This window comes from Bifidobacterium callitrichos (genome assembly GCF_008698085.1).
GTDB lineage: Bacteria > Actinomycetota > Actinomycetes > Actinomycetales > Bifidobacteriaceae > Bifidobacterium > Bifidobacterium callitrichos.
In genome coordinates this window covers 86,027-107,580 of sequence record NZ_RZJP01000002.1, presented here as the reverse complement: position 1 = coordinate 107,580, position 21,554 = coordinate 86,027, and the positions used below count along the sequence as shown (strand labels likewise).

General features: G+C 65.5%; 16 protein-coding genes and 4 tRNA genes. 18 read left to right on the top strand and 2 right to left on the bottom strand.

What is annotated here, in order from left to right; genetic code table 11:
* Window positions 1–55 precede the first annotated feature (55 nt).
* The 13 genes from EMB92_RS05125 (at window position 56) to dapC (ending at window position 14,128) form a co-directional block, all read left to right on the top strand.
* The gene (locus EMB92_RS05125) at window positions 56–727 is read left to right on the top strand and encodes a GNAT family N-acetyltransferase (protein ID WP_223847586.1); all 672 of its coding nucleotides are present in this window, start codon (window positions 56–58) and stop codon (window positions 725–727) included.
* Window positions 728–927: 200 nt separating this feature from the next.
* Window positions 928–2,400: a hypothetical protein gene (locus EMB92_RS05120; RefSeq protein ID WP_150394007.1), complete on the top strand. Its 1,473-nt coding sequence runs from the start codon at window positions 928–930 to the stop codon at window positions 2,398–2,400.
* A 189-nt stretch (window positions 2,401–2,589) separates the two neighbouring features.
* Window positions 2,590–2,883 carry a co-chaperone GroES gene (gene groES / locus EMB92_RS05115; RefSeq protein ID WP_034527158.1) on the top strand — a complete coding sequence of 98 codons (294 nt, stop codon included), beginning with the start codon at window positions 2,590–2,592 and terminating at the stop codon, window positions 2,881–2,883.
* 120 nt (window positions 2,884–3,003) lie between these two features.
* Window positions 3,004–3,975: an AAA family ATPase gene (locus EMB92_RS05110; protein WP_150394006.1), complete on the top strand. Its 972-nt coding sequence runs from the start codon at window positions 3,004–3,006 to the stop codon at window positions 3,973–3,975.
* A gap of 142 nt (window positions 3,976–4,117) precedes the next feature.
* Entirely contained in the window at window positions 4,118–8,410 is a 4,293-nt protein-coding gene (locus tag EMB92_RS05105) for a transglutaminase domain-containing protein (protein WP_190973563.1), read from the top strand.
* 255 nt (window positions 8,411–8,665) lie between these two features.
* Window positions 8,666–8,747, top strand: a tRNA-Tyr gene (locus EMB92_RS05100).
* A gap of 1 nt (window position 8,748) precedes the next feature.
* Window positions 8,749–8,820, top strand: a tRNA-Thr gene (locus EMB92_RS05095).
* A gap of 4 nt (window positions 8,821–8,824) precedes the next feature.
* Window positions 8,825–8,898: transfer RNA gene (locus EMB92_RS05090), tRNA-Met, on the top strand.
* A 55-nt stretch (window positions 8,899–8,953) separates the two neighbouring features.
* On the top strand, window positions 8,954–9,121 hold the full coding sequence (gene rpmG, locus EMB92_RS05085) for a 50S ribosomal protein L33 (protein ID WP_007053013.1): 168 nt from the start codon (window positions 8,954–8,956) through the stop codon (window positions 9,119–9,121).
* A 250-nt stretch (window positions 9,122–9,371) separates the two neighbouring features.
* Window positions 9,372–10,640, top strand: a complete 1,269-nt coding sequence (locus tag EMB92_RS05080; RefSeq protein ID WP_150394004.1) for a UDP-N-acetylmuramate dehydrogenase — start codon at window positions 9,372–9,374, stop codon at window positions 10,638–10,640.
* A 166-nt stretch (window positions 10,641–10,806) separates the two neighbouring features.
* A complete protein-coding gene (locus tag EMB92_RS05075; RefSeq protein WP_150394003.1) occupies window positions 10,807–12,333 on the top strand; it encodes an amino acid permease in 1,527 nt (508 codons plus the stop codon).
* Window positions 12,334–12,428: 95 nt separating this feature from the next.
* Window positions 12,429–12,752, top strand: a complete 324-nt coding sequence (gene fdxA, locus EMB92_RS05070; RefSeq protein WP_043164583.1) for a ferredoxin — start codon at window positions 12,429–12,431, stop codon at window positions 12,750–12,752.
* A 185-nt stretch (window positions 12,753–12,937) separates the two neighbouring features.
* The gene (dapC, locus tag EMB92_RS05065; protein ID WP_150394002.1) at window positions 12,938–14,128 is read left to right on the top strand and encodes a succinyldiaminopimelate transaminase; all 1,191 of its coding nucleotides are present in this window, start codon (window positions 12,938–12,940) and stop codon (window positions 14,126–14,128) included.
* Between the two features lie 12 nt (window positions 14,129–14,140).
* On the opposite strand, the gene dinB is transcribed toward dapC, so the two are convergent.
* Window positions 14,141–15,412: a DNA polymerase IV gene (gene dinB, locus EMB92_RS05060; RefSeq protein ID WP_150394001.1), complete on the bottom strand. Its 1,272-nt coding sequence runs from the start codon at window positions 15,410–15,412 to the stop codon at window positions 14,141–14,143.
* A gap of 276 nt (window positions 15,413–15,688) precedes the next feature.
* On the opposite strand from dinB, the gene EMB92_RS05055 reads away from it, so the two are divergent.
* A complete protein-coding gene (locus tag EMB92_RS05055; protein WP_150394000.1) occupies window positions 15,689–16,636 on the top strand; it encodes an EamA family transporter in 948 nt (315 codons plus the stop codon).
* A 446-nt stretch (window positions 16,637–17,082) separates the two neighbouring features.
* Here EMB92_RS05055 and EMB92_RS05050 read toward each other — a convergent pair.
* Window positions 17,083–17,169 (bottom strand) — tRNA-Ser (locus EMB92_RS05050).
* Window positions 17,170–17,502: 333 nt separating this feature from the next.
* On the opposite strand from EMB92_RS05050, the gene EMB92_RS05045 reads away from it, so the two are divergent.
* The 4 genes from EMB92_RS05045 to EMB92_RS05030 all read left to right on the top strand — a co-directional run bounded on the left by EMB92_RS05045 (window position 17,503) and on the right by EMB92_RS05030 (window position 21,413).
* Entirely contained in the window at window positions 17,503–18,918 is a 1,416-nt protein-coding gene (locus EMB92_RS05045; protein ID WP_150393999.1) for a CapA family protein, read from the top strand.
* A gap of 166 nt (window positions 18,919–19,084) precedes the next feature.
* Entirely contained in the window at window positions 19,085–20,119 is a 1,035-nt protein-coding gene (locus EMB92_RS05040) for a D-2-hydroxyacid dehydrogenase family protein (RefSeq protein ID WP_223847616.1), read from the top strand.
* An 8-nt stretch (window positions 20,120–20,127) separates the two neighbouring features.
* Window positions 20,128–20,769, top strand: coding sequence for an IMPACT family protein (locus EMB92_RS05035; RefSeq protein ID WP_150393997.1), 642 nt, complete (start codon window positions 20,128–20,130; stop codon window positions 20,767–20,769).
* A 17-nt stretch (window positions 20,770–20,786) separates the two neighbouring features.
* The gene (locus EMB92_RS05030; RefSeq protein WP_150393996.1) at window positions 20,787–21,413 is read left to right on the top strand and encodes a HEAT repeat domain-containing protein; all 627 of its coding nucleotides are present in this window, start codon (window positions 20,787–20,789) and stop codon (window positions 21,411–21,413) included.
* The last annotated feature ends 141 nt before the right edge of the window (window positions 21,414–21,554 follow it).

The following is a 21,554-nucleotide window of genomic DNA, read 5'->3' as shown; positions in this document are numbered from 1 at the left end:
TCGGAACGCGCGTCACTGAACGCGCGTCACCCCCGTGCGGTGGCACAATGGATCCGTGTCAGTATTCCAAACGCTCCGTGAAGTCTTCGCCCCGGACGACCCGCACGCGATCCGCACCCCGATCACGCTCAGCGCGCCGATGGGGGCGGTGCCGATCACGCTGCGCACGATGAGCCTGGACGATGCGGACGCATGGAACGAGGTTCGCTGGAGCAACGACGGCTGGCTGCGACCATGGGAATCGGGCGACCCGATGCACGGCCCGGGCATCACATTCAACCAGTGGATAGCGGGCCAGCGGCGCAACGAGCAGCGAGGCGTCGGCATCGTCTTCCTCATCGAGCTCAACATGCGCGTCGTCGGACAGATCTCCCTCGGCGCCATCAGCTACGGGGCGATGCGCACCGGCGTCGTCGGCTACTGGGTGTCGCAGGATCACGCGGGCCGCGGGATCGCCCCCACCGCGCTCGCGATGCTGGCCGACTGGGCGCTCGCCGACCCCACCGGGCCGCGTCTGCACCGTCTGGAGATCGCGATCCTGCCGGAGAACGAACGGTCGCTCGCCGTCGTGCGCAAGGTCGGCGCCCGGCATGAGGGATTGAGGCCGAACTACATGTACGTGGCCGGACGGTGGCGCACGCATGAGACGTTCTGTCTGCTGGCCGAGGATGTGGGTGAGGGGTTCGCCGCGCGACTGGTCTCTCGCCTCTCCCGCAAAGCGGCCTGATTCGTCCCTGATTCGTCCGATGGTGGACAGTCCGATGGTGGTCGGATAATGGTCAGGTTTGGGTGGATTTGGTGATGATCGTGTGATGTCCGTTCGGCGGGGCCGAGGATTCGATGCGAGGCGAGTCGCGGCGTCGCGTCGACCGACACGCCGAATTTCAATCTGGTGAATGTGACGGGCGTCTCCTATTGTATGTGCATATGGGTTACGAGCAGTTGAGCACCGTCATCGTGCTGATCATCGTACTCATAGGAGTCGTGGTCTGGCTGCCCATTCGTACGTCCAACAGCATGCGGCACGTGGAGGAACACCGTGATGATCGGTATTCGACGTCGCTGCATCTGGTCGACGAGCACAGCGGGACTCGATTCAGTGACGACACGACCTTTGCGAAAGGGGTACAGATGCAGCCGAGTGAGAGGCGCGCGAGCAAGCTCACCCCGGAACGTATAGCCGAGGTGCGGCGCTTGCGTCATGCCGCCGTCCGTCGTCGTCAGATGATCGTAGCCGCGTTGCTGGTGATCACCGTCGTCGTGCTGGTGCTTGCCGTCACGCTGCATTTCAGCACGCTGTTCGCATTGATTCCCGCCGCCCTGACCGCCGTTGTGCTGGCGTTGGGCGCGCATGCCGCAAGTCAGGCCCGCGCATGGGAGCGCAAGGTGGCCGAGGCGAAGGCCCGGGAACGCAAATCGAAGGCCGCGCGCGCCAAGGCTCGGAAGGCGGCTCAGGCGCAGGCGGCTCAGGTCGGGTCGTCGCCGAAGGGCGAGTCCGCGGGCGATGCCGCCCCGACCGACGAGATGACCAGCCTTGAGATCCGCAGGGCGTTGCGTCAGGCGCAGATCGAGCAGAAGCGTGCGCTGGCCGAACGCGCCCGCAAGATCGCCGAGGCACAGGCGCGTGTGGAGGCCGAACAGGCCCGTCTGGCCGCGGCGCAGGCCGAGGCCGAGGCCCGCGCGGCCGCGCAGGCTCAGTCTGTTGCGCAAGGTCAGCCCGCTCATGTTGTGCAGGACCAGCAGACGTCTGCCGCTCCGGCTGCATCGGCGGAATCCGCCGCCCCGCAGGCGCAGTCCGTGCCCAACGTCGGTGCCCCCGTCATGGTGGCACCGCAGCAGGCGGTCTCCGGTGCCACCGGTTCCCCGGTCGTCTCGAAGAACACGTCGAAGACGAAGGATGCGGCCGCCGCGCAGCCGGATGCCTCCGATCACACCACCGAACTCGCCGAGGTGCATCCCGCCCGTGCGCTGGACGCCTATGACATGGCCACGAGTCAGGACCTCATCTCCTTCTCGCTGGGCGAGGCGCGTAACGTCGAGGCCGAGCCGGTGGCTCCCGAGAGCCGCGAGATCAAGTCGATGCGTCAGGTCGCCAAGGCTGAGCCGGTCGACGCCGAGCGCGAGCGCGAGCTCGCCGAGGAGGCCAAGGTCGAGACCGCGCCGGCGCGTCAGGCTGATGCCCATGTTGAGCATGAGGGCCAGCAGCCGGCCGAGGAGACTCAGTCGGCCGAACCGGTCGCCGAGACGAACGGCGTCGGCGCGAACGAGTCCGATGCCGGCATGAGCGATGTCGAGGCGTTCCACGAGTCCGAGGAGCAGGCGAAGGTCGCGGTGCCCGCGGCCACCTCCGATTCGCTGGGTAACAACCTCGCCGCCATCCTCGCGCGTCGTGGGGCGTGAGCCGGCGTCGGTGAACCGGTTGGGCCGGTCACGGTCTTTTCTCTCACAGCGTTAGCACTCGAGTTGGCAGAGTGCTAAAAAGCGCGCTACCATGTGAACCAGTGCTTGGGATCGCGCAAGTGATCGTCAGCCTCTTGGGCAGTCCTGGCGCAGAGACATCGAACTACGAGAAATACGAGGTGACCCACAGTGTCGATTAAGCTCACACCGCTGGAAGACAAGATCATCGTCAAGCAGGCCGAGGCCGAGACCCAGACCGCGTCCGGTCTGTACATCCCGGACAACGCCAAGGAGAAGCCGCAGCAGGGCGAAGTCCTGGCCGTCGGCCCGGGCCGTCGTGACGACAAGGGCGAGCGCATCCCGGTCGACGTCAAGGTCGGCGACAAGGTGCTGTACTCCAAGTACGGCGGCACCGAGGTGCACTACGAGGGTGAGGACTACCTCATCATCGGTGCTCGCGATGTCCTCGCCATCCTCGGCTGAAATCCAAACCTCACGGACATATCGGAAACCCCGTACGCCATCAGCGTACGGGGTTTCCCGTCTTTTCCGCTAGACTGTGCGCGTAGAGGGAACTCATCACATTCGTTGAAATGAGGCATCATGGCGATCGCACCCGAGTCCGCAGGCATCGACGAGATCGCGCGCGTCCCCGCCCGCATCGCCGATGAACTGGAACGGGCGCTGTCATGCTCCCGTGAGGTCGTCGACCTCGCCGTCACCACGTTCGCGGCCGGCGGACATCTGCTGCTCGAGGACGTGCCCGGAGTCGGCAAGACCACGCTGGCGCGAGCCCTCGCCCAGGCCGTAGGCGGACAGGTGCGCCGCATCCAGTTCACTCCGGACATGCTGCCCAGCGACCTGACCGGCGTGAACGTTTGGTCTCAGGCCGAGAACCGATTCGTCTTCCATCACGGTCCGCTGTTCGCCAACGTCGTCATCGCCGACGAGATCAATCGCGCGAACCCCAAGACCCAATCCGCCATGCTGGAGGCGATGGGTGAGGGCAGTGTCAGCGTCGACGGCGTCTCCTACGACCTGCCCGACCCGTATTTCGTCGTAGCCACGCAGAACCCGATCGAACTGGAGGGCACGTATCCGCTGCCCGAAGCCCAGCTGGACCGTTTCATGGCGTGCACGAGCTTCGGATACCCCAGTGCCGAGGCCGAGTCCCACATGCTCACCGCGGCGGACTGGTCGCGCCCGTTGGATCGAGTCGAACAGGTCTGCAGCCCGGACATCGCCATCCGCATCCGTGGGGCGGCACGGCACGTCACCATCGCCGAGCCGGTCGCCGACTATATCGTCGCCCTGACCCGCGCCACGCGCGAGCATGACGGCGTGAGGTACGGCGCATCCCCGCGTGCCAGCCTGTTCCTCGGGGCCATGGCGCGTGCCCGAGCGATGTTCGACGGGCGCTCCTACGTGCTGCCGGACGATGTGCAGCAGCTTGCCGTGCCCGTACTCGCGCACCGTCTCGTCCTCGACGATGCAGGCTATGGCAGCGAGACGCTTGCCACGGCCCGTGCGTTGATCGCCGAACTCGTGCGTACCGTTCCCGTGCCCAGGGTGTAGACGCATGGCCGGCGCAACGGGGATGTCGACGAAGACGTCGGCAACGAGGTCTCAATCGACGGCGGCGTCCGCGACGGCGTCGGCCGCCGCGTCGCCGTCACCCCGATTGCGCAGGCACGGGCTGATCCGTCCTGCCCTGCCCATGCTGTGGCTGGTCCTGATCGGCGGCGTCCTGTGCTACATGGGGATGCTGCTCGACGAACGGACCCTGATGGCGGCGACCGTCGCGCTGTGCGCCATGACCGTTGTGTCCCTGATCGGCGCGCTTGCGCAATGGCTGTGGGGATTCCCCACCGGCGAGCGAACCGTCACCGCGCAGTACGAGCGTCTTGATCATCACGGCAATGTGGTCTCTCATGTGATCGGCAAGCTTCCCGACCGGCGCGGTCTCTACCGCACGCACAGCGTCGTCGTGCGCTGGTACTCGCCGTTCGGCCTGTTCGCTGCAAGCAAGGTGGAAAAGGCGGCGGGGGAGACCCTGATCCTGCCCGATGACGAGCGGTCCGTTCCCGCGGACGCGGCACGGGCGATCGGCAGACGCGTGGCGGGGTTGGCGCAATCCGAACAGATGGGTAGCGTGCGCGGCTATACGCCCGGAGATCCGATCAAGCTCATCTCCTGGAAGCACACCGCGCGACGCGGCAAGCTGATGACCCGTGAGACCGGCCGGGATGAGCGTGCCACGCTGCTGCTGGCCGTGAACACGCGCGGTGCCGACGGTCTGGACGCCGAGCGCATGGACAGTGAGGTCGCGGCATTGATGCCGTTCCTTGCAGGTATGGGGCCGGGTATGGTGCCGGGGACGGTGTCCGGTGCCGGCATGCGCGTGGTCGTCACCGACGGCGTCACCTTCCATGAGGGGGAATCCGCGGCAAGACGGTTTCTCGCCGCCGTATGCGCAGATGGCGATGCCGCTTGCGCACCCACCGACACCGCTTGTGCGGCAGGGGTCAGTAGATTCGCCCAGAATCAGAGCGGCCCCGTCACGGTCGTGATCTGCGATGCCAGTGGTTCCAAGGGTTTTGAGCATGCGCTGGAATCCACGCCGATCGCCGATCGGCTGCGGATACTGACCCCCATACGTCAGGCGCCGGAACGATTCGCGCAAACGGTCATCCCCGGCGCGCAGGCGTCCTCGTTGAGTGCGCAGACGGCACCGCGAACCGTGCAAACGCCGGTTCGGATCGCGCAGGCATTCGCCCGGATCGGGCGTCTGGCAGACAAGGTGCGCTCGATGGAGGCCGGCCCGATACTGCCGATCATGACCTGCGCGCTGATGCTGCTCACCGTCTTCGCCCTCACCCTCAAAGGCCTGAGCGGCCTCGTCTCGCCGAGCGGAGCATGGATCTGGTTCGCGGGCGCGCTGCTGGCCGTCGCATCCATCGAGGCGAGCATCCCATGGAGCGCATTGCGGGTACAGCGCACATGGCGCAGCCGCCTCCGTCTCGAGCTGATCCGTATAGGTGCGTACACGCTGCTGACGGCGCTGGTCACCGCGATCCTGCTCGTCGTCCGTCTGCACGATCTCACCGGCGAATGGCCGTTCAGTCGGGAGCAGGGTATCGGCGGCAGCTGGGCGATGGTCAAATACTCCGTCCTCGGAGGATTCAACGAACTGAACCTGCAGCTGCCGCCGCTCAAGGTCAGCATCCTCGGCGACATATTCCTCATCCTCGTCGTGGCCATCTCGGCCATCGTCATCCGCTGCCTGCTGACCGTCAGAGCCCTCATGCCGGCGATGGGCCTGCTGGCCGTCACGGCGCTCGCCGCCGACTATGCGATCGTCGGACACGTGACGCCATGGTGGCAGATCGCCGTGCTCGTCATGGCGTTTGCGATGGGCGTGTGGGCGCTTCGCCCGCGCCGGATGCGTCCGCCTGCGGCGATCGTCGCATCCATCGTGGTCGTCGCCATCACCTTGGCCGGCGGACCGAGCGCCGAGACGCTCGCCTATGACGTGCCATTGTCGATCGGCGAAGGCGGCGGCATGTTCACGTCGAACACCGTCAGCCCGATGATCGACCTCAAACGCAATATCGCGGCCGGCTCCGACACCACCGTGCTGCGCTACCGCTCCTACCGGCGCATGTACCTGCGCATGACCACGCTCGACCAGTTCGACGGCGACACGTGGGGCTACAACAAGGATCTCGCCCTCGACGCGGGACTCTACGGCGCCGGCATCCAGCTCGGGCGGAACGCGTCGGACGATCTGCGCATCGAGCAGCGCCGGGTGAACTCACCGCTGGCCGCATACATGCAGCTGCTCGGCTACTTCGGCTACGACGTGGCCGGCGTCAGCCAGGACACGCTCGAACGGTTCATGGGGTATGCGCGGGTGCGTGTCGACACGCTCAGATCCCGGTTCCTACCGATGCCGGGATTGACCACCGACGTCGACGGACTCGGCTCCGACTGGCTCAAGTATCAGGACGGCAGCGTCTACAACCGGTCCGGATCCACCTCCTCGGACACCGCGTACACCGCATCCGGCTCCTATATCGACCCGATCCGCTCGTCCTCCGGGTTCAGCGAGCTCAACGTCATCGACGACACCGTCGCCAAGCTGAACAGCCAGAACGCGAACGAGGAGGCCAATACGCAGCAGTGGCTTCAGGCGCGCAGCGCCCTGCCGGGAGCCGGTCTGGGCGAGATCCGGCAGGACAGCGTGCTCATCCACGCCACCATCGGCTCCGATGGCGTGGTGCGTGGGCCGAACGACTGGGAGCTCGGCAGGGTGAGCACCTACGACATAGTTTGGGGCGCCGATGCGGGCCCGAACGGTCAGGACGGTCAAAGCGGTCAGGACGGTCAGGACGGCGACGGCCACACCGTCATCGGCGGCGCCGGCCGTCCCAGTGACATCACCTTCAACTCCACCGTCATCGAACAGCTGGGCATCGGCGAGGACGGCGTCATGCTCGGTTTCTCCGACGACGGCAGGAGCGTGACCATCGCCATGCCGATCAAGCCGCTCGATATCGGCACGATATGGAGCGACGAAACCAGCGAATACTATTCCTCGGGCGAGGACGGGCTGTCCCAGTGGATGGGGGAGACCTCCCAGCTGCTGGCGTCGATGGGTCTGAACAACATCAACGGCCGCTCGGAGAGCGGCCGTGCCGACGCCACCAACCGCATGCTCAGGTGGATTCGCGACGCCGTCAAAGAGTCCGATGAGCGGGCGCACTCCTCCCAGTACACTTCGTTGCCGAAGAGTCTGCCCGCCAATGTGAAGGCGATCATCGCTCAGGCGCAGGCCGCCGGAATCCCGATCAAGGGCTCCGGCTACGACAACCAGATTCGCGTCATGCGCTGGCTTGTCGACTACTTCACCAGCGCCGACAACCACTTCACCTACTCGCTCGACGCGCCCGACGGCGACGGCCGGTCGAACATGGAGGTCATCAACGATTTCCTCGACCCGGACTCCGGCCATGCCGGCTACTGCCAGCACTACGCCTCCGCGCTTGCGGTGCTGGCGCGTGCGATGGGCGTGCCCACCCGCATCGTCCTCGGCTACAACTCCGGTTCCGACGACGAGAAGGACGCCGACGGCTATATTGCGGTCAAGTCCCGCCAGCTGCACGCGTGGGTCGAGGCCTACCTTGACGGCGTCGGCTGGGTTCCGTTCGATGTGACGCCAGCCAGCGAGCAGAACGGCACGCTCGGCGATGCGGCGTCCGCGACCACGCAGCAGTCTCAGTCCACCGGTTCCTCCGATCAGGCCACCACCGACACGCAGTCCGATCAGAGTGATGCGAACGATTCCTCCTCCCAGTCGTCCTCCGATGCGTCCTCGTCTGATTCCTCGGAGGAGACCGGTGATCAGGCGGAGGAACAGGCAAGCGGTCGGAAGAAGAAGGCCTCCTCTTCCTCAGCCGCCGAGAGGTCCGTATGGTCGCGGACGTCCGCGTGGTTCGGTTCTCTGCCGATGTGGGGGCGTGCGTTGTTCGGCACAGGTGCCGGCGTGGCGCTGATCGCGCTACTCGTGTTCGCGCCCCGTGGCGTGCGCTGGTGGCGTCGCCGGCGGTGCATCGCTTTGGCGCGCGCGTCCGCTAAGCAACCGGATGACGCGGTGTTGCGCGCCCGCGCGTGGCGTGCGGCGTGGGAGCAGCTCAAACGCGAGGGGCGGCGCCGTGGCGTGCGCTGGTCCCCGTCCGATACGGACATGGCGATCGCCGCCCGCATCGCCGATTCGTATGGGCAGCAGTCCGGTGGGCGACGGTCGGATGGCAGTGCGAATGGCAGCACCTCCGCAGGCGTGACCGGCGATGTGCCTGCCGGTGTCTCAGACGACACGCCGAAGACCGTCCTTCGCGTATCCCGAAACGCCGCCGCGGCCGCTTTCGGCGGTGAGACCGAACACGTCGGGAGGCTCCCGCATGATCTCCGACGCCTGTTCGCGGCACCGCGACACGCCGATGGGCGATGATTCCCGGTCCGATTTCAGCTGCTCATGAGGCGCGCATGAGGCCTCGAAATCCTGTTTTAAGGCCTCGCGACACGCCGATGGACGCTTTTCGCTGAAAATTCATCTTTCGTTGGAATTCCAACGATTTGAGGATGTCAAAATGATGTTTTTGAACCTGATTTGCCGACACCGACTTGCGCGCTGGGAAATCCCATGGCATGATGTTCGAGTTGCCTGACGAGGTCAAAACAAACAAGACCTCCGAGAGTGACGACTGGCGGGTTTCCCAAGCGGTCAAAGGGAGCTGACTGTAAATCAGCCGCTTCGTGCTTCATAGGTTCGAATCCTATACCCGCCACGCCCCGATAGCTCAGTGGTAGAGCACTTCCTTGGTAAGGAAGAGGTCGTGAGTCCAATTCTCACTCGGGGCTCTCTGGCGGGGTAGCTCAGCTGGCTAGAGCGTACGACTCATAATCGTAAGGTCAAGAGTTCGAGCCTCTTCCTCGCTACAAATGCGCCCGTCGGCTGACGGGCGTTCCTTTTAGACTACAGAGGTGAATGAACATGGCTAAGAGCGCCGACATCCGTCCCGGCATCACGCTGGCATGCACCGAGTGCAAGGAGCGTAACTACATTACGACGAAGAACCGTCGTAACACGCCCGATCGCCTCGAGCTGAAGAAGTTCTGCCCGCGCTGCGGCAAGCAGACCGTGCACCGCGAGACCCGCTGAGCACGCTAAGACTTTCCCAAGGAACCCGGCCCCAACAGGCCGGGTTCCTTGCGTTGTATGGGCGGTCGTCTCATTCACGTTCGCAACCAACGAGTGGAAGGGGCGGTCCATGCGGCGCGACCGTAGGCTTGGCCGAACGGCCTTGAGTGTGTCGAGTCGCATGGACCGCCCCTTCCACGGTCCGCGGGGTTGGTCCGTGATTCCCCAGCCACCCCGCGTGTTCACGAAACCATAAGTACGATAGTCAGTTATGACCAGCTTTGCAGAGATCACCACGATCGGAGTGGGCGGGCACATCGCCCGTTTCGTAGAGCCGACCACCCGCGTCGGCGTCATCGAGGCCGTTGAGGAGGCCGATTCCAAGGGACTGCCGCTGTGCGTCATCGGCGGCGGCTCCAACATGCTCGTTTCCGATGAACCGTTCGAAGGCGTCGTCGTGCGCGACGCTCGCCGACGCATCACCGTGCCTGACGAGGCCGCGCCCGTCGAGGGGGAGGACCGCACCGTCCACGTCAACGCGGAAGCCGGTGCCAACTGGGACGATTTCGTGGCGTTCACCGTTTCGCTCGGCCTCGAGGGCGTCGAGGGCCTGTCCGGCATCCCCGGCACGGTCGGCGCCTGCGTGGTGCAGAACATCGGCGCATACGGTCAGGAGGTCGCGACCTGCGTCGAATCGGTCGAGGTGTGGGACCGCGAGACCAAGACCACCTGCGAGCTCACGCCCGAGGACCTTCACTTCGGATACCGCTCCTCGGCGCTCAAGACGAGCATGTATGCCGCTCCGGCGACGCCCGCCGACCGGTTCTTCCCCACGCCACGCTACGTGGTGCTGTCCGTCACGTTCGCGCTCAGGCATTCGGCGAACGGCACGGTCGGTTTCGGACAGCTCGCCAAGGCGCTCGGCGTCGATGTGGGGGCGCGGATGAGGACGACCGCGATCCGCGACGCCGTGCTCGCCGTGCGTGCTTCCAAGGGCATGCTCGAGGATCCGACCCGCTATGTCGAGACGGCCATGATCGGCACCAAACGCGAGGAGAACATCATCGCCGACCTGAGACGTCTCGCCGACGGCGCCGCGTCAGACGGCCATGACGGCCATGACGGTCAGAACGGCCAGAACCACTCCGGACTGCCTGCGGCCGACTACGACCGCCACAGCTGCGGCTCGTTCTTCATGAATCCGATACTGACGCCCGAGGAGGCCGCGAAGCTGCCCGAGGACGCGCCGCGGTTCGCGGCGACGCTGCCCGACGGGGGCGAAGGCGTCAAGACCTCCGCCGCGTGGCTCATCGATCACGCCGGATTCCACAAGGGATTCGCGCTCGCCGGTGCATCCGGGAGGGACGGCGTTTCCGCCAGCCTGTCCACGCGGCACACGCTGGCGCTGACCAATCGTGGTGACGCCTCCTCGGATGACATCGTCGCCCTCGCCAAGGCCGTGCAGGCGGGCGTCAGGGAGCGTTTCGGCGTCGCGCTGGTCCCGGAGCCGGTGTGCGTGGGCATCGATCTGCGCCCGTGACATCGTGATCGTCCGTGGATCGCCCGTGAACGCTCATGGACGATCCACGGCGTCCAGCATCCGGAAGGCTTGACACATTCCCGTAACGTTGTCTTCCGAAATGGACGGTTTTCGGCCTATACTCTCTTCTCGAACAAATTCCGGAGAGCAGAAGGCCATAACCAACATGCAACTATTCCGAACCAAATCCGTCGAGCAGACCATCGCCGAAACCGGCGAGGAGGGTCGTACGCTCAAGCGCAACCTCACGTGGTGGGATCTGTCCATCATGGGCGTCGCCGTCGCCGTCGGCGCCGGCATCTTCTCGGTCGGCGCGCAGGCCGCCGCGTTCCACGCCGGCCCCGCCGTCATCATCAGCTTCCTGATCGCCGGCATCGTGTGCGGCGCGGCCGTCATGTGCTACGCCGAATTCGCCTCGATGATCCCGGTGGCGGGCTCCGCCTACACCTTCACGTACACCACGGTCGGCGAGATCATGGCGTGGATCATCGGCTGGGACCTGATCCTCGAGATGCTCATGGCGGGCTCCGTGATCTCGAAGTACTGGGGCGTCTACCTCAACGACTTCATGCGCCTGATGGGCTGGGACTTCAACACGAACATCGCCATCGGTTCGTTCAACCTCGACATCGCCCCGATCATCATCGTCGCGTTCTTCACCACGCTGCTCGTGTTCGGCACCAAGATCGGCGCCCGCGTCGACGGCGCGATGACCGTGCTCAAGATCGCGATCGTGTTCTTCGTCGTGATCGTCGGCTTCTTCTACGTCAAGGCGTCCAACTTCACGCCGTTCATCCCGCCGAGCGAGCCCGCCTCCAGCGTGCAGAGCTCCGCGGCCGTCGCCGGCGTGATGGGCCAGCCGCTGTGGCAGTGGGCCACCGGCATGACCCCGTCCATCTACGGCGTGCCCGGCATCCTGTCCGGCGCGGCGCTCGTGTTCTTCGCGTTCATCGGCTTCGACGTCGTGGCCACCGCCTCCGAGGAGACGAAGAACCCGCACAGGAACGTGCCGCTCGGCATCGGCGTCGGCATGGCGTTGATCATCGTCATGTACATGCTCGTCGCCGTCGTCACCACCGGCATGGTCTCCTACAAGGATCTCGCCAAGCAGGACAGCCCGTCGCTCGCGACCGCGTTCGAGCTGGTCGGCGCCAACTGGGCCGCCAAGATCATCAGCTTCGGCATCGTGCTGGGGCTCGCCACCGTCGTCATGGTGCTGCTGCTGGGCCTGACCCGCATCGTCTTCGCGATGAGCCGTGACGGCCTGCTGCCGCGTAGCCTGTCCAAGACCGGCAAGCACGGCACCCCGGCCGGCCTGCAGATCGGCGTCGGCGTGGTCGTCGCCCTCGTCGCCGCATGCTTCGACATCGGCGTCCTCTCCGACATGGTGAACATCGGCACGCTTTCCGCGTTCACGCTCGTCGCGATCTCCATCCCGATCATGCGAGCCAAGCGCCCCGACCTGCCGCGCGCCTTCAAGATGCCCGGCAATCCGTGGATCCCGATCCTCATCGGTCTGGCGAACCTGTGGCTCATGCTCAACCTCACGGTCCTGACCTGGATCCGTTTCGTCGTGTGGCTCGTCGTCGGCTTCGCGATCTACTTCGGCTATGGCTACTGGCATGCGCGACTCGGCAAGGGCGACCTGACCGACAAGCTCTCCGCCGAAACCGACAAGGCGGTCAACGGCTGAGTCAACGGCTGACGCGGCAAGGGACGCGGCGAATGCGGCACAGCGAGTCCGCGCGCGAGACTATCCTTAGAGCAGTTTGATCTAAGGAGGATCCGATGCCATACGTTGTCGCCCAGCCTTGCGTTGACGTCAAGGACAAGGCCTGCGTGGACGAGTGCCCGGTCGACTGCATCTACGAGGGCTCCCGCTCGCTGTACATCAACCCGAACGAGTGCGTCGACTGCGGCGCGTGCGAGCCGGTCTGCCCGACCGAGGCCATCTTCTATGAGGATGATCTGCCGGACGAGTGGGCCTGGTACAAGGATGCCGCCGCCAACTTCTTCGCCGAGGTCGGCGATTTCGGCGGCGCCTCCGCACACGGCCCGATCGGCAAGGACCCCGAGCAGGTCGCGGCGCTGCCCCCGCAGAATCAGGACTGATCGCCTCCGATCGCAAGCGGGTACGGGCGTTTCCGTATCGAAATCCTCCCCACCACGGGGAGGATTTTTCGTAAGACGGCTATCCTTGTTGCACAACCGTTCCCGCTTTTCCGGTCCCGGCGCTCCATCGCGAACGCCCGGCAAGCCGGCGAGGCGGGACAAGCAGAGAGAAAGGCTTCACGCCCATGGGCTTCCACGCGTATTCATCGCCGTATGACTGGTCCCGCATCGCGGGCTACAAGAAGACCGCGCAGACGGTCGAAGGCGGCATGATCGACCTGTCCGTCGGCTCCCCGGTCGATCCGGTCCCGGCCTCCGTGCGGGACGCCCTCGCGGGCGGATCCGACGCGGCGAACGCCCACGGATACCCCGTCACCGCAGGCACCGTCGACCTCAAGGGGGCGATCGACTGGTGGTTCCGCCACCTGCGTGGCGTGGACCTGAAGTCGATCAACGCGGCCGTCGTCCCCACCGTCGGCTCCAAGGAGGCCGTCGCGCTGATGGCCTCGCTGCTGCATCTGGACGAGGGCGACGTCGTCGTCCAGCCGAAGGTCTCCTACCCGACGTACGAGATCGGCACCCAGCTGGCCGGGGCGACGGTGCTCAAGGTCGACGACATGGCCGACGTGGAGTCGTGGCGGCACGTGCCGAACGTGAAGGCCGTATGGGTCAACTCGCCGTGCAACCCCACCGGCGAGGTGCTCGGCGCCGACTGGCTCGCCGACATCGTGGCGGCCGCGCGTTCGATCGGCGCGGTCGTCCTGTCCGACGAATGCTATGCGCTCATGGACTGGCGGTCGGCCACGACCGCCTCGATCGCCCCGGCCGCGGAATCGAACGAAACCACTGCGGCCGACGCGTTCAACCTCTCCGCCACGCCCTGCGCGCTGAACCCGCGCGTGTGCGAGAACAGCGCCGACGGCGTGCTCGTCCTCTATTCGCTGTCCAAGCAGAGCAACATGGCCGGCTATCGCACCGCGCTCATCGCCGGCGACTACCGGCTCGTCACGGACATGGCCGAATACCGCAAGCAGATCGGCCAGATCATCCCCGGCCCGGTGCAGGCCGCCATGGCCGCCGGCCTGCGTGACGTCGAATCGGTGCGCGAGCAGTGGCGCCGCTACCATGATCGGCTGATCCGACTCGTCGACGCCCTGCGCGCGCACGGCTACGATGCGACGATGCCGTCCGGCGCGCTGTACGTGTGGGTCAGGGCCATCACCGGCGACTGCTGGGCCGACATGGCAGACCTCGCCCGGATCGGCATCATCGCCAGCCCCGGCGAGTTCTACGGCGCCCCTGCGTACCTGCGTTTCTCCGCCACCGCCACCGACGAGGCGGTCGACGCCGCCTGCGCCCGTCTGCGTTCCGCGTGATTGCCTTGTCTGCTACGCGCCGAACTTGACCGCTTGATTGCCGAACCGCTGCCGCACCGCATCCAGTGCGGCCTCGGCCCGGCGTCTTCGATCGCTCGTCGTGCTCGCATCGGCGCTTTCCGCCTCCTCGATCATGTCGTCCAACGACGGCTGCACCGCCGTCGCAGCCGTGTCCGACAGACCGCTGGCGCTCATCCCCGCCAGCCGGATCAGCTTCGGCAATGGGGTGTCGCCCGCATCCATATCCATCCCCAGCATCTCATGCAGCAGACGCACGCACTGCGGGTACAGCGCGCTCGCCGTATCCACCGGACGCTGCAGCGTCCGAGACCGCGTGCGATAGCTCAGGTCAGCGAACCGCAGCTTCACCGTGACCGTGCGCGCCACGAAGCCTCGGCGGCGCAGCGAGCCGGCCACCTCGTCGCACGCCTCGCGCAGCAGACGGCACACCACACGCTGATCGGTGGTGTCCTCCAACAGCGTCTCCTCCGAGCCGATCGACTTCTCCACGCGAACCGGCGTCACCGTGCGATCATCAAGACCGCGCGACGCCATCCACAGGCCGTGCGCGGCCGCCGGAGAGCCGGTCGCCCGTTGCAGCGTCTCCATGCTCGTCGCCGCCAGATCGGCCACCGAATCGATGCCCCACGAGTTGAGCCGCTTCTCCAGCGACGGACCGATGCCGGGAATGCCGCGCAACGGCATCAGCTGCACGAACTCGGCCGACCGGGCCTTCGGGATCAGCAGCATGCCGTTCGGCTTGGCGTTCGTCGACGCCATCTTCGCGATGAGCTTGTTCGCCGCAACGCCCACAGAACAGGTCACATGGAACCGGCGCCCCACCTCGGCGCGGATCCATGCGCCGATCGCGCTCGGCCGTTTCCAGGCGAGCAGCGCGCCCGAGACGTCCATATACCCTTCATCGACCGACACCTGCTCCACCTGATCGGTGACGGCGTGGAAGACGGTGGTCATGATCTCGCGTGACACCGACCGGTAGTAGCGCATGTCCACCGGCAGGAAGACGCCGTCCGGGCACAGCTGACGGGCGCGGGCCGAAGGCATCGCCGAATTGATGCCGTACCGTCTCGCCTCGTAGCTGGCGGCGGACACCACCGAGCGCGGGCCCGTGCCGATGATCACCGGTCTGCCCTTGAGTTCCGGGTGACGCGCCACCTCGAGCGAGGCGTAGAACGCGTCCATATCGATATGCAGCACGGTGCATCCGGTCTCGTCGTGCCCCCAATCGCGTTTGGCGGCGGCCAGTCTCGGTGCGGTGCTCATATCGCCGATTGTAGCTGTATGCTGAGGCTCCTCTCTTCGGATCTCGGTACCGCGGTCGGCCATGCCGTCCTGTTCACGACACGCTCAAGGCCGCTCGGCCAGGCATACGGTCGTGAACAGGACGGCACGGCCGACCGCTCGTGTGTCTGGATTTTCTACCTTCCTACGTGGTTCGATCGTGGACTTCGTCCACTTTTCTGTCCGTATCATGACTGCGTATCGTGGGGGATCGGTGGTATTAGGCGGGGGAGCGTGGCTCGTGTAGCGTTGACGGGTATGAAGAGAGCTGTGGTCGATGTGCTGAACCGTGTGCCTGTTGTCGTGATCGTCGTATGCGAGGCGATCATCATCTACTCGGCGACCGCCATCGCCAAACTCGCGTTCACGCAGCTCGACCCGCTGTACGCGGTGTGGTATCGCGTCGGATTCATGGCGGTGCTGTTGCTGCTGTGGCGGCGGCCCTGGTCCGCGGCCAAGCGCGCACACCTGTTCCACCGCGATGCGCGCAGCTGGGGCTGGGTGGTGCTGCTCGGCGTGTCGCTCGTACTCATGAACACGATGTTCTACGTCGCGATCAGCAACATGGACATGGGCATCGCCGTCGCGATCGAATTCGTGGGTCCTCTGTCGGTCGCCGTGATCACCGGACACAGCTGGCGCGAACGGGTCGGCATCGCCATCGCGGCAGTCGGCGTCGTCCTGCTCGCGGGCATCTCGCTCGCCAACCCGGACGGCAACGGCAACTTCCTCATCGGCCTGATCGCCATCCTCATCGGCGGATCGATGTGGGGCGTGTACATCGTCACCGGCCGACACATCGCCTCCGGCGGCAACTCGCTCGACAACCTGTGCATCGCGATCGCGATCGGCTGGGCTTTGCAGTCGCTGTTCCTCGGCGTTCCAGCAGTCCGGCATCTGGTACATCCCAAGGCGAGCGCCACGTGGGCGCTCGAACCCGCAGGTCCGCTGAAGCTGTTCGGGCTGCTGTTCGTCGTCTCGCTGCTCGCCTCGTTCTTCCCGTACGTCATCGAACAGGTCACGATGCGTCGCGTGACTCCGGCCGCGTTCTCCGTCATGCAGTCGATCAACCCCGCGGTCGCGATCGCGGTCGGACTGTTCCTCGGCGAGATACCGGGCGTCGCCGAGATGATCGGCGTCGGACTGGTCATCCTCGCCGTGATCGTCACCTTCTCCGGTGACAACACCCCGGCTCCGGGCGACTGATCACATCCTGGGAGATTTCAGGGTCGTCATCCCCTGAAATGAGGGTCGTCATCCTTGGAACGGGGCGGCCATCCGCTCGGACTGGACAACCTGGACAGCAGGGGATCCCGGTGTCCTGAGCGTCACTTATTTCCGAAATACGTCCATTGCTCGGGAATAAGTGACGTTCAGAAATCGCCAGCGTCACATATTCCCGAGCAATGGGGTGATTTCGGAAAAATGTGACGCTGAGGAGTGAGAGAGGTGTGAAGGGAGCGTTATGACGATCGATTGAACCGGTGTCGGTTGGGTTTGACGGGTGTCGGTTGGTTGAAAGGTTGAGCCATGGGAACTTTTGTGGTGCTTTTGGCTCCGTGGCGAGTGCTCGGAAGCCTTGAAACCGTTGGAATACCGCCGTTTTCGGCATGAAAAAAGGGATTCGCGGTTTCCCGTGAATCCCTTGATTGCGGAGTGAGGGGGATTCGAACCCCCGAGCCGCTAACGCAACTAACACCTTAGCAGGGTGCCCCTTTCGGCCACTCAGGCATCACTCCGTGTTGCATCAGACAGGTGTTGTCGCAGTCTGAAGCGCAACAGCATGTAACTATACACCATGATCGAGGTGCGACCCGCCAAATCGAAGAAAAAACAAAAAATCCGTCAGACGAATCAGAAATACATGCGTCTGACGGCGAGCGCCATGAAGCTCTCCGGCACCGCCCTGTGTAAACACGTGTAGGCGGAGCCGGAGGTACGCCATTGTCCGTCCGTCTCCGCGGACTATTCTAGACCTAAACAACCGACGACACCCCCCGAATCGCTGTGATCGTCATGACGCAGTCGCATATCGGAGCGGAGCCGTGAGGGCAGAGAGAGCGGGAGCCAGAATGGTCCGGAACAGTCGCCATAGCGGAAGATACACCGGTCGTCATACCGGTGAATACGGTCGTCACGCCCGCACCGGAGGCGGGAGCAGAGCGGCATCGCGCGCGATCACCATATTGGCGGCCGTGCTCGCCGTCGCGCTTGCGGTCGCGCTCGGCGCCGGGGCGAGGGCGATGATCGAACGCTCCGGAACCGCATCCGCGCCGAGCGCCGCGAACGGGGCTGGATCCTCCGCCGGCACACTCGACCGCACTCAAACCGCGCCCAAGCCGGTCGTCGTCGAACATCACGGCAATTCGCCCGACTGCCCCGATCAGGACTGCATCGCGATGCTCGTCAACGGCGATCTGCTCTTCCATCCCAACCTGTGGAAGCACTTCGCCTCCGCCAACACCGCGGCGACCGACGGTACGGCGTTCGACTTCACCCCGCTGTTCGAGCCGATGCGCAAGTACATCCAGGCCTCCGACATCGCCGTATGCGAGTTCGAGACGCCGATCGCACAGCGCGGCGGCCCCTACACCGGATACCCGGTGTTCAACATCCCGCCCGAAGTGGCCGACGCGGCGAAGCATGTCGGCTACCACGCGTGCACGCATGCGACCAACCACTCCTGGGATCAGGGCGCCGCCGGCATCGACCGGTTGTGGGACACACTTGCGGCGAACGGCATCGCCCAGACCGGCTCCTACAAGACCGAGGAGGACTCCCTCAAACCTCTGGTCATCGACTCGCCGACCGGCGGCGGCAAGCTGGGACTCGTCACCGGCACCGTCTCGCTCAACGGCATGACCGCGGACGCCGATTGGCGCGTGGACCGTCTGCGTCAGAGCGGCGACCCCAACCACGATTCGGACATCCGCCGGCTCGTCGACAAGGCGAACAAGGCGCGCGAACAGGGCGCCGACGTGGTCGCCGTCGCCATGCACTCCCTGCAGGAGTACCTCGACTATGCGGACTCCTACCAGCAGTCCGAGGCGCACGCGCTCGCCGACACCGGCGCGTTCGACGTCATCTACGGCGCAGGATGCCACTGCGCACAGCCGATCGAGCATTACAACGGCACCTGGATCATCTACGGACTGGGCAATGCTGTGAGCGTCGTCAGCACGATCCCCGGCCATGACGTCAACAATCAGGGCGTCACCGCACGCATCCAGTTCGCGGGCCGCAAGGGCGTGAAAGGCTCATGGCGGGTCAATCGCATCGACTGGGTGCCCAGCGTGAGCATGCGTCAGAGCTCCTATGCATGGTGCCCGATATCCTCCGACAAGCCGGACGGCGTATGCAATTCCGAAGCAGCGGACACGGCGCAGCGCCAACGCATCTCCAAGGTGATCTATTCGATGGGCGCCGATCCGAACGTCGTACGCGAATGGCGCCTCACTGACGAAACGTCGCCGACATCGACCAAGTAGTCCAAATAGGCCGGATGAAAATACTAAGGTGGAGACCATGACCGAGAAAACCACGATCACACAGAGCAACGGCATACGGAGCAACGGCATCGGTGGCACCGCAACGGCGTCCGCTCCGAGGGTATTCGAAACGCAACCCGAACGCGACGACCTGCCGCTGGTCGTCATGCCGTCCGCCATCGTCTCGATCATCGCACCGTTCAAGGCAAGACTGGAGGCGCTGCGTGACATCGCCCGGGTGCGTATCTTCGAGGAGTTCACCGAGGACGCCGACACGATCGCGCGACGCGTGGCCGACGCCGACGTGATGATCAACGCCGGTCCGCACATCTCCGACGATCTGCTGCGCCGCATATCGGCAGGCGTCCGCGCAGGCGGCGAGCAGGGCGGCCATGTCAGGTGCATCGTCTTCTCCGGGACCGGCGTCGCCAGCTACATCAACCTCGCGCTCGCCCGCGAACTCGGCGTACGCGTCTGCAACGCCGAACACTACGGCGACAACGCGGTGGCCGAACACACGTTCGCCCTGCTGTTCGAACTGCTACGCCACGTCGGCGAACTCGACGCCCGCATGAAGCGAGGCGGTTGGGGAGGTCCCCACGCCGACGGCCTCCAGCTCGCCGGCCGCAGACTCGCCATCATCGGACTCGGCGGCATCGGCTCCACCGTGGCGCGCATCGCGAAGGCCTTCGGCATGGAGGTCACGGCGTGGAGCAGCGGTCACACGCCCTCCGCCCGGTTCGCCGAACTCGGCGTCACCCCGATCGCGGATATGAACGAGCTCATCGCCGCGGCCGACGTCGTCTCCATCCACCTGCCGCTCATCGACGGCGCCACGCGCGGACTCATCACCGCCGACAATCTCGCGCATCTCAAACCCGGCGCGATGCTCGTCAACACCGCCCGTGCCGAGGTCGTCGAACCCGGCGCGCTCGCGGCCCGTCTCGCACAAGGCGACGTGGCCGCGGCGCTCGACGTGTACGATCAGGAGCCGCTGCCGGCCGACGACCCGCTGCGTGCGATGCCCGGGGTCGTACTCACCCCGCACGTCGCATGGCGCACCGACGGCGCGTTCTCGGACCTCACGCGTCAGATGGTCGAAGCCACGCGCGCCTTCCTCACCGGCGGCGAGGTCAACGTCGTCGTCTCCGAGCGCGACGCAGAGCATGACGCCGTCGAATCCGGCGCACGGCGGAACTGAGCCGGACGATGCAGACGATCCTCGACCCCGTGAACGAACCCGCACATGACGCGTTCGTCGAGAAGAAGTCCGAGTTCATCGGCGACGCCGCGCACGTCGACACGCTCGATGAGGCACTCGCCTTCGTCGAGTCGATCCGCGAGCGCCACCCCAAATCCCGTCACGTCGCCTACGCTGCCGTCACCGGCGGTGCCGACGGGCGTGTGGCCGAGCGCATGAGCGATGACGGCGAACCGTCCGGCACCGCCGGAAAGCCGATCCTCGACGTGCTGCGCGCCAACGACCTGACCGACTGCGTCGTGACCGTCACCCGCTATTTCGGCGGCATTTTGCTCGGCTCCGGCGGACTGATCCGCGCGTACTCGACCGGCGCCTCGATCGCCGTCAAGGCCGCGCGCAAGGCCGCGATCGTGCCGTGCCGACGCTATCTCGTCTCCCTTGAGTACCCGCAGCTCAAGCGATTCGGACAGATCCTCGCCGCCGTCGACGGCACGCAGTCCGACGAGACATACGCGGCCGACGTCACGCTCGTCGCCTCGATGCCGCTCGACAACGCCGCACGCTTCGAGGAACTCGTCACGGAGACCTTCAACGCGACCGTGACCCCGGAGCCGATGGACGTGGTGAACCGTGCGGTCGCCCTCGACTAGGAACTAAGCTGATACCCATGACCGATCAACAAGCCGACCAATCGACCGAGCAGCAGTTCGAACCGCTGACCGTCACCTACGAGCATCTGCGCCATTCCACCGATGCCGTCGAACTATCCGAGTTCGCACGTCGCGACCTGCCGGACCGGGCCGATCAGGCCGCGTTCTCCCGCGCTACCGCACTGCTGGAGGCCGTGGGCGGCAATCCGAACACGCCGGTCGAGGACCGTGTCTTCCTGGCGCAGACCATGCCGTTCCCGAACGTGCTGGTCAAACTGGCGCAGGACCCCGATCCGGCGGTGCGCAAGGCCGTGGCGGGCAATGCCGACGACAAGAACTGGCTGGTCGGACGCCTGACCAAGGACCCGGTGCCCGAAGTGCGCGACACCGCCCTGCGCAACAAGAAGACCTCATGGAAGATGCGTCTCGAAGGCGCGCAGAACCCCGAGGTCGACGCCGCCACGCTCGCCTTCCTCGCCACCCTCGGCACCGAGATCGAGGAGGGGGCGCCCGCGGTGCTCTCCTCGATGGTGCGCCGGGCGGTCGCGCTCAACCCGAACACCACCGACGAGACGCTGAACAAGCTCGCCGACGATCCTTCCGCAGAGGTGCGTCACGCCGTCGCCAAACGACGTAACGCGTGACCGTCTCGCCATAGTGCATCGCCAAGTTTCACGCGGTGTTTCACGCCGGTTCATCTGCCGTCCAGCGGAGTGTTTCCAAGACGTTTCCGAAGGCGTTTCTGCGGTCTTGCACACGGTCGTGGCATAGGGCGTTTTTTCCGT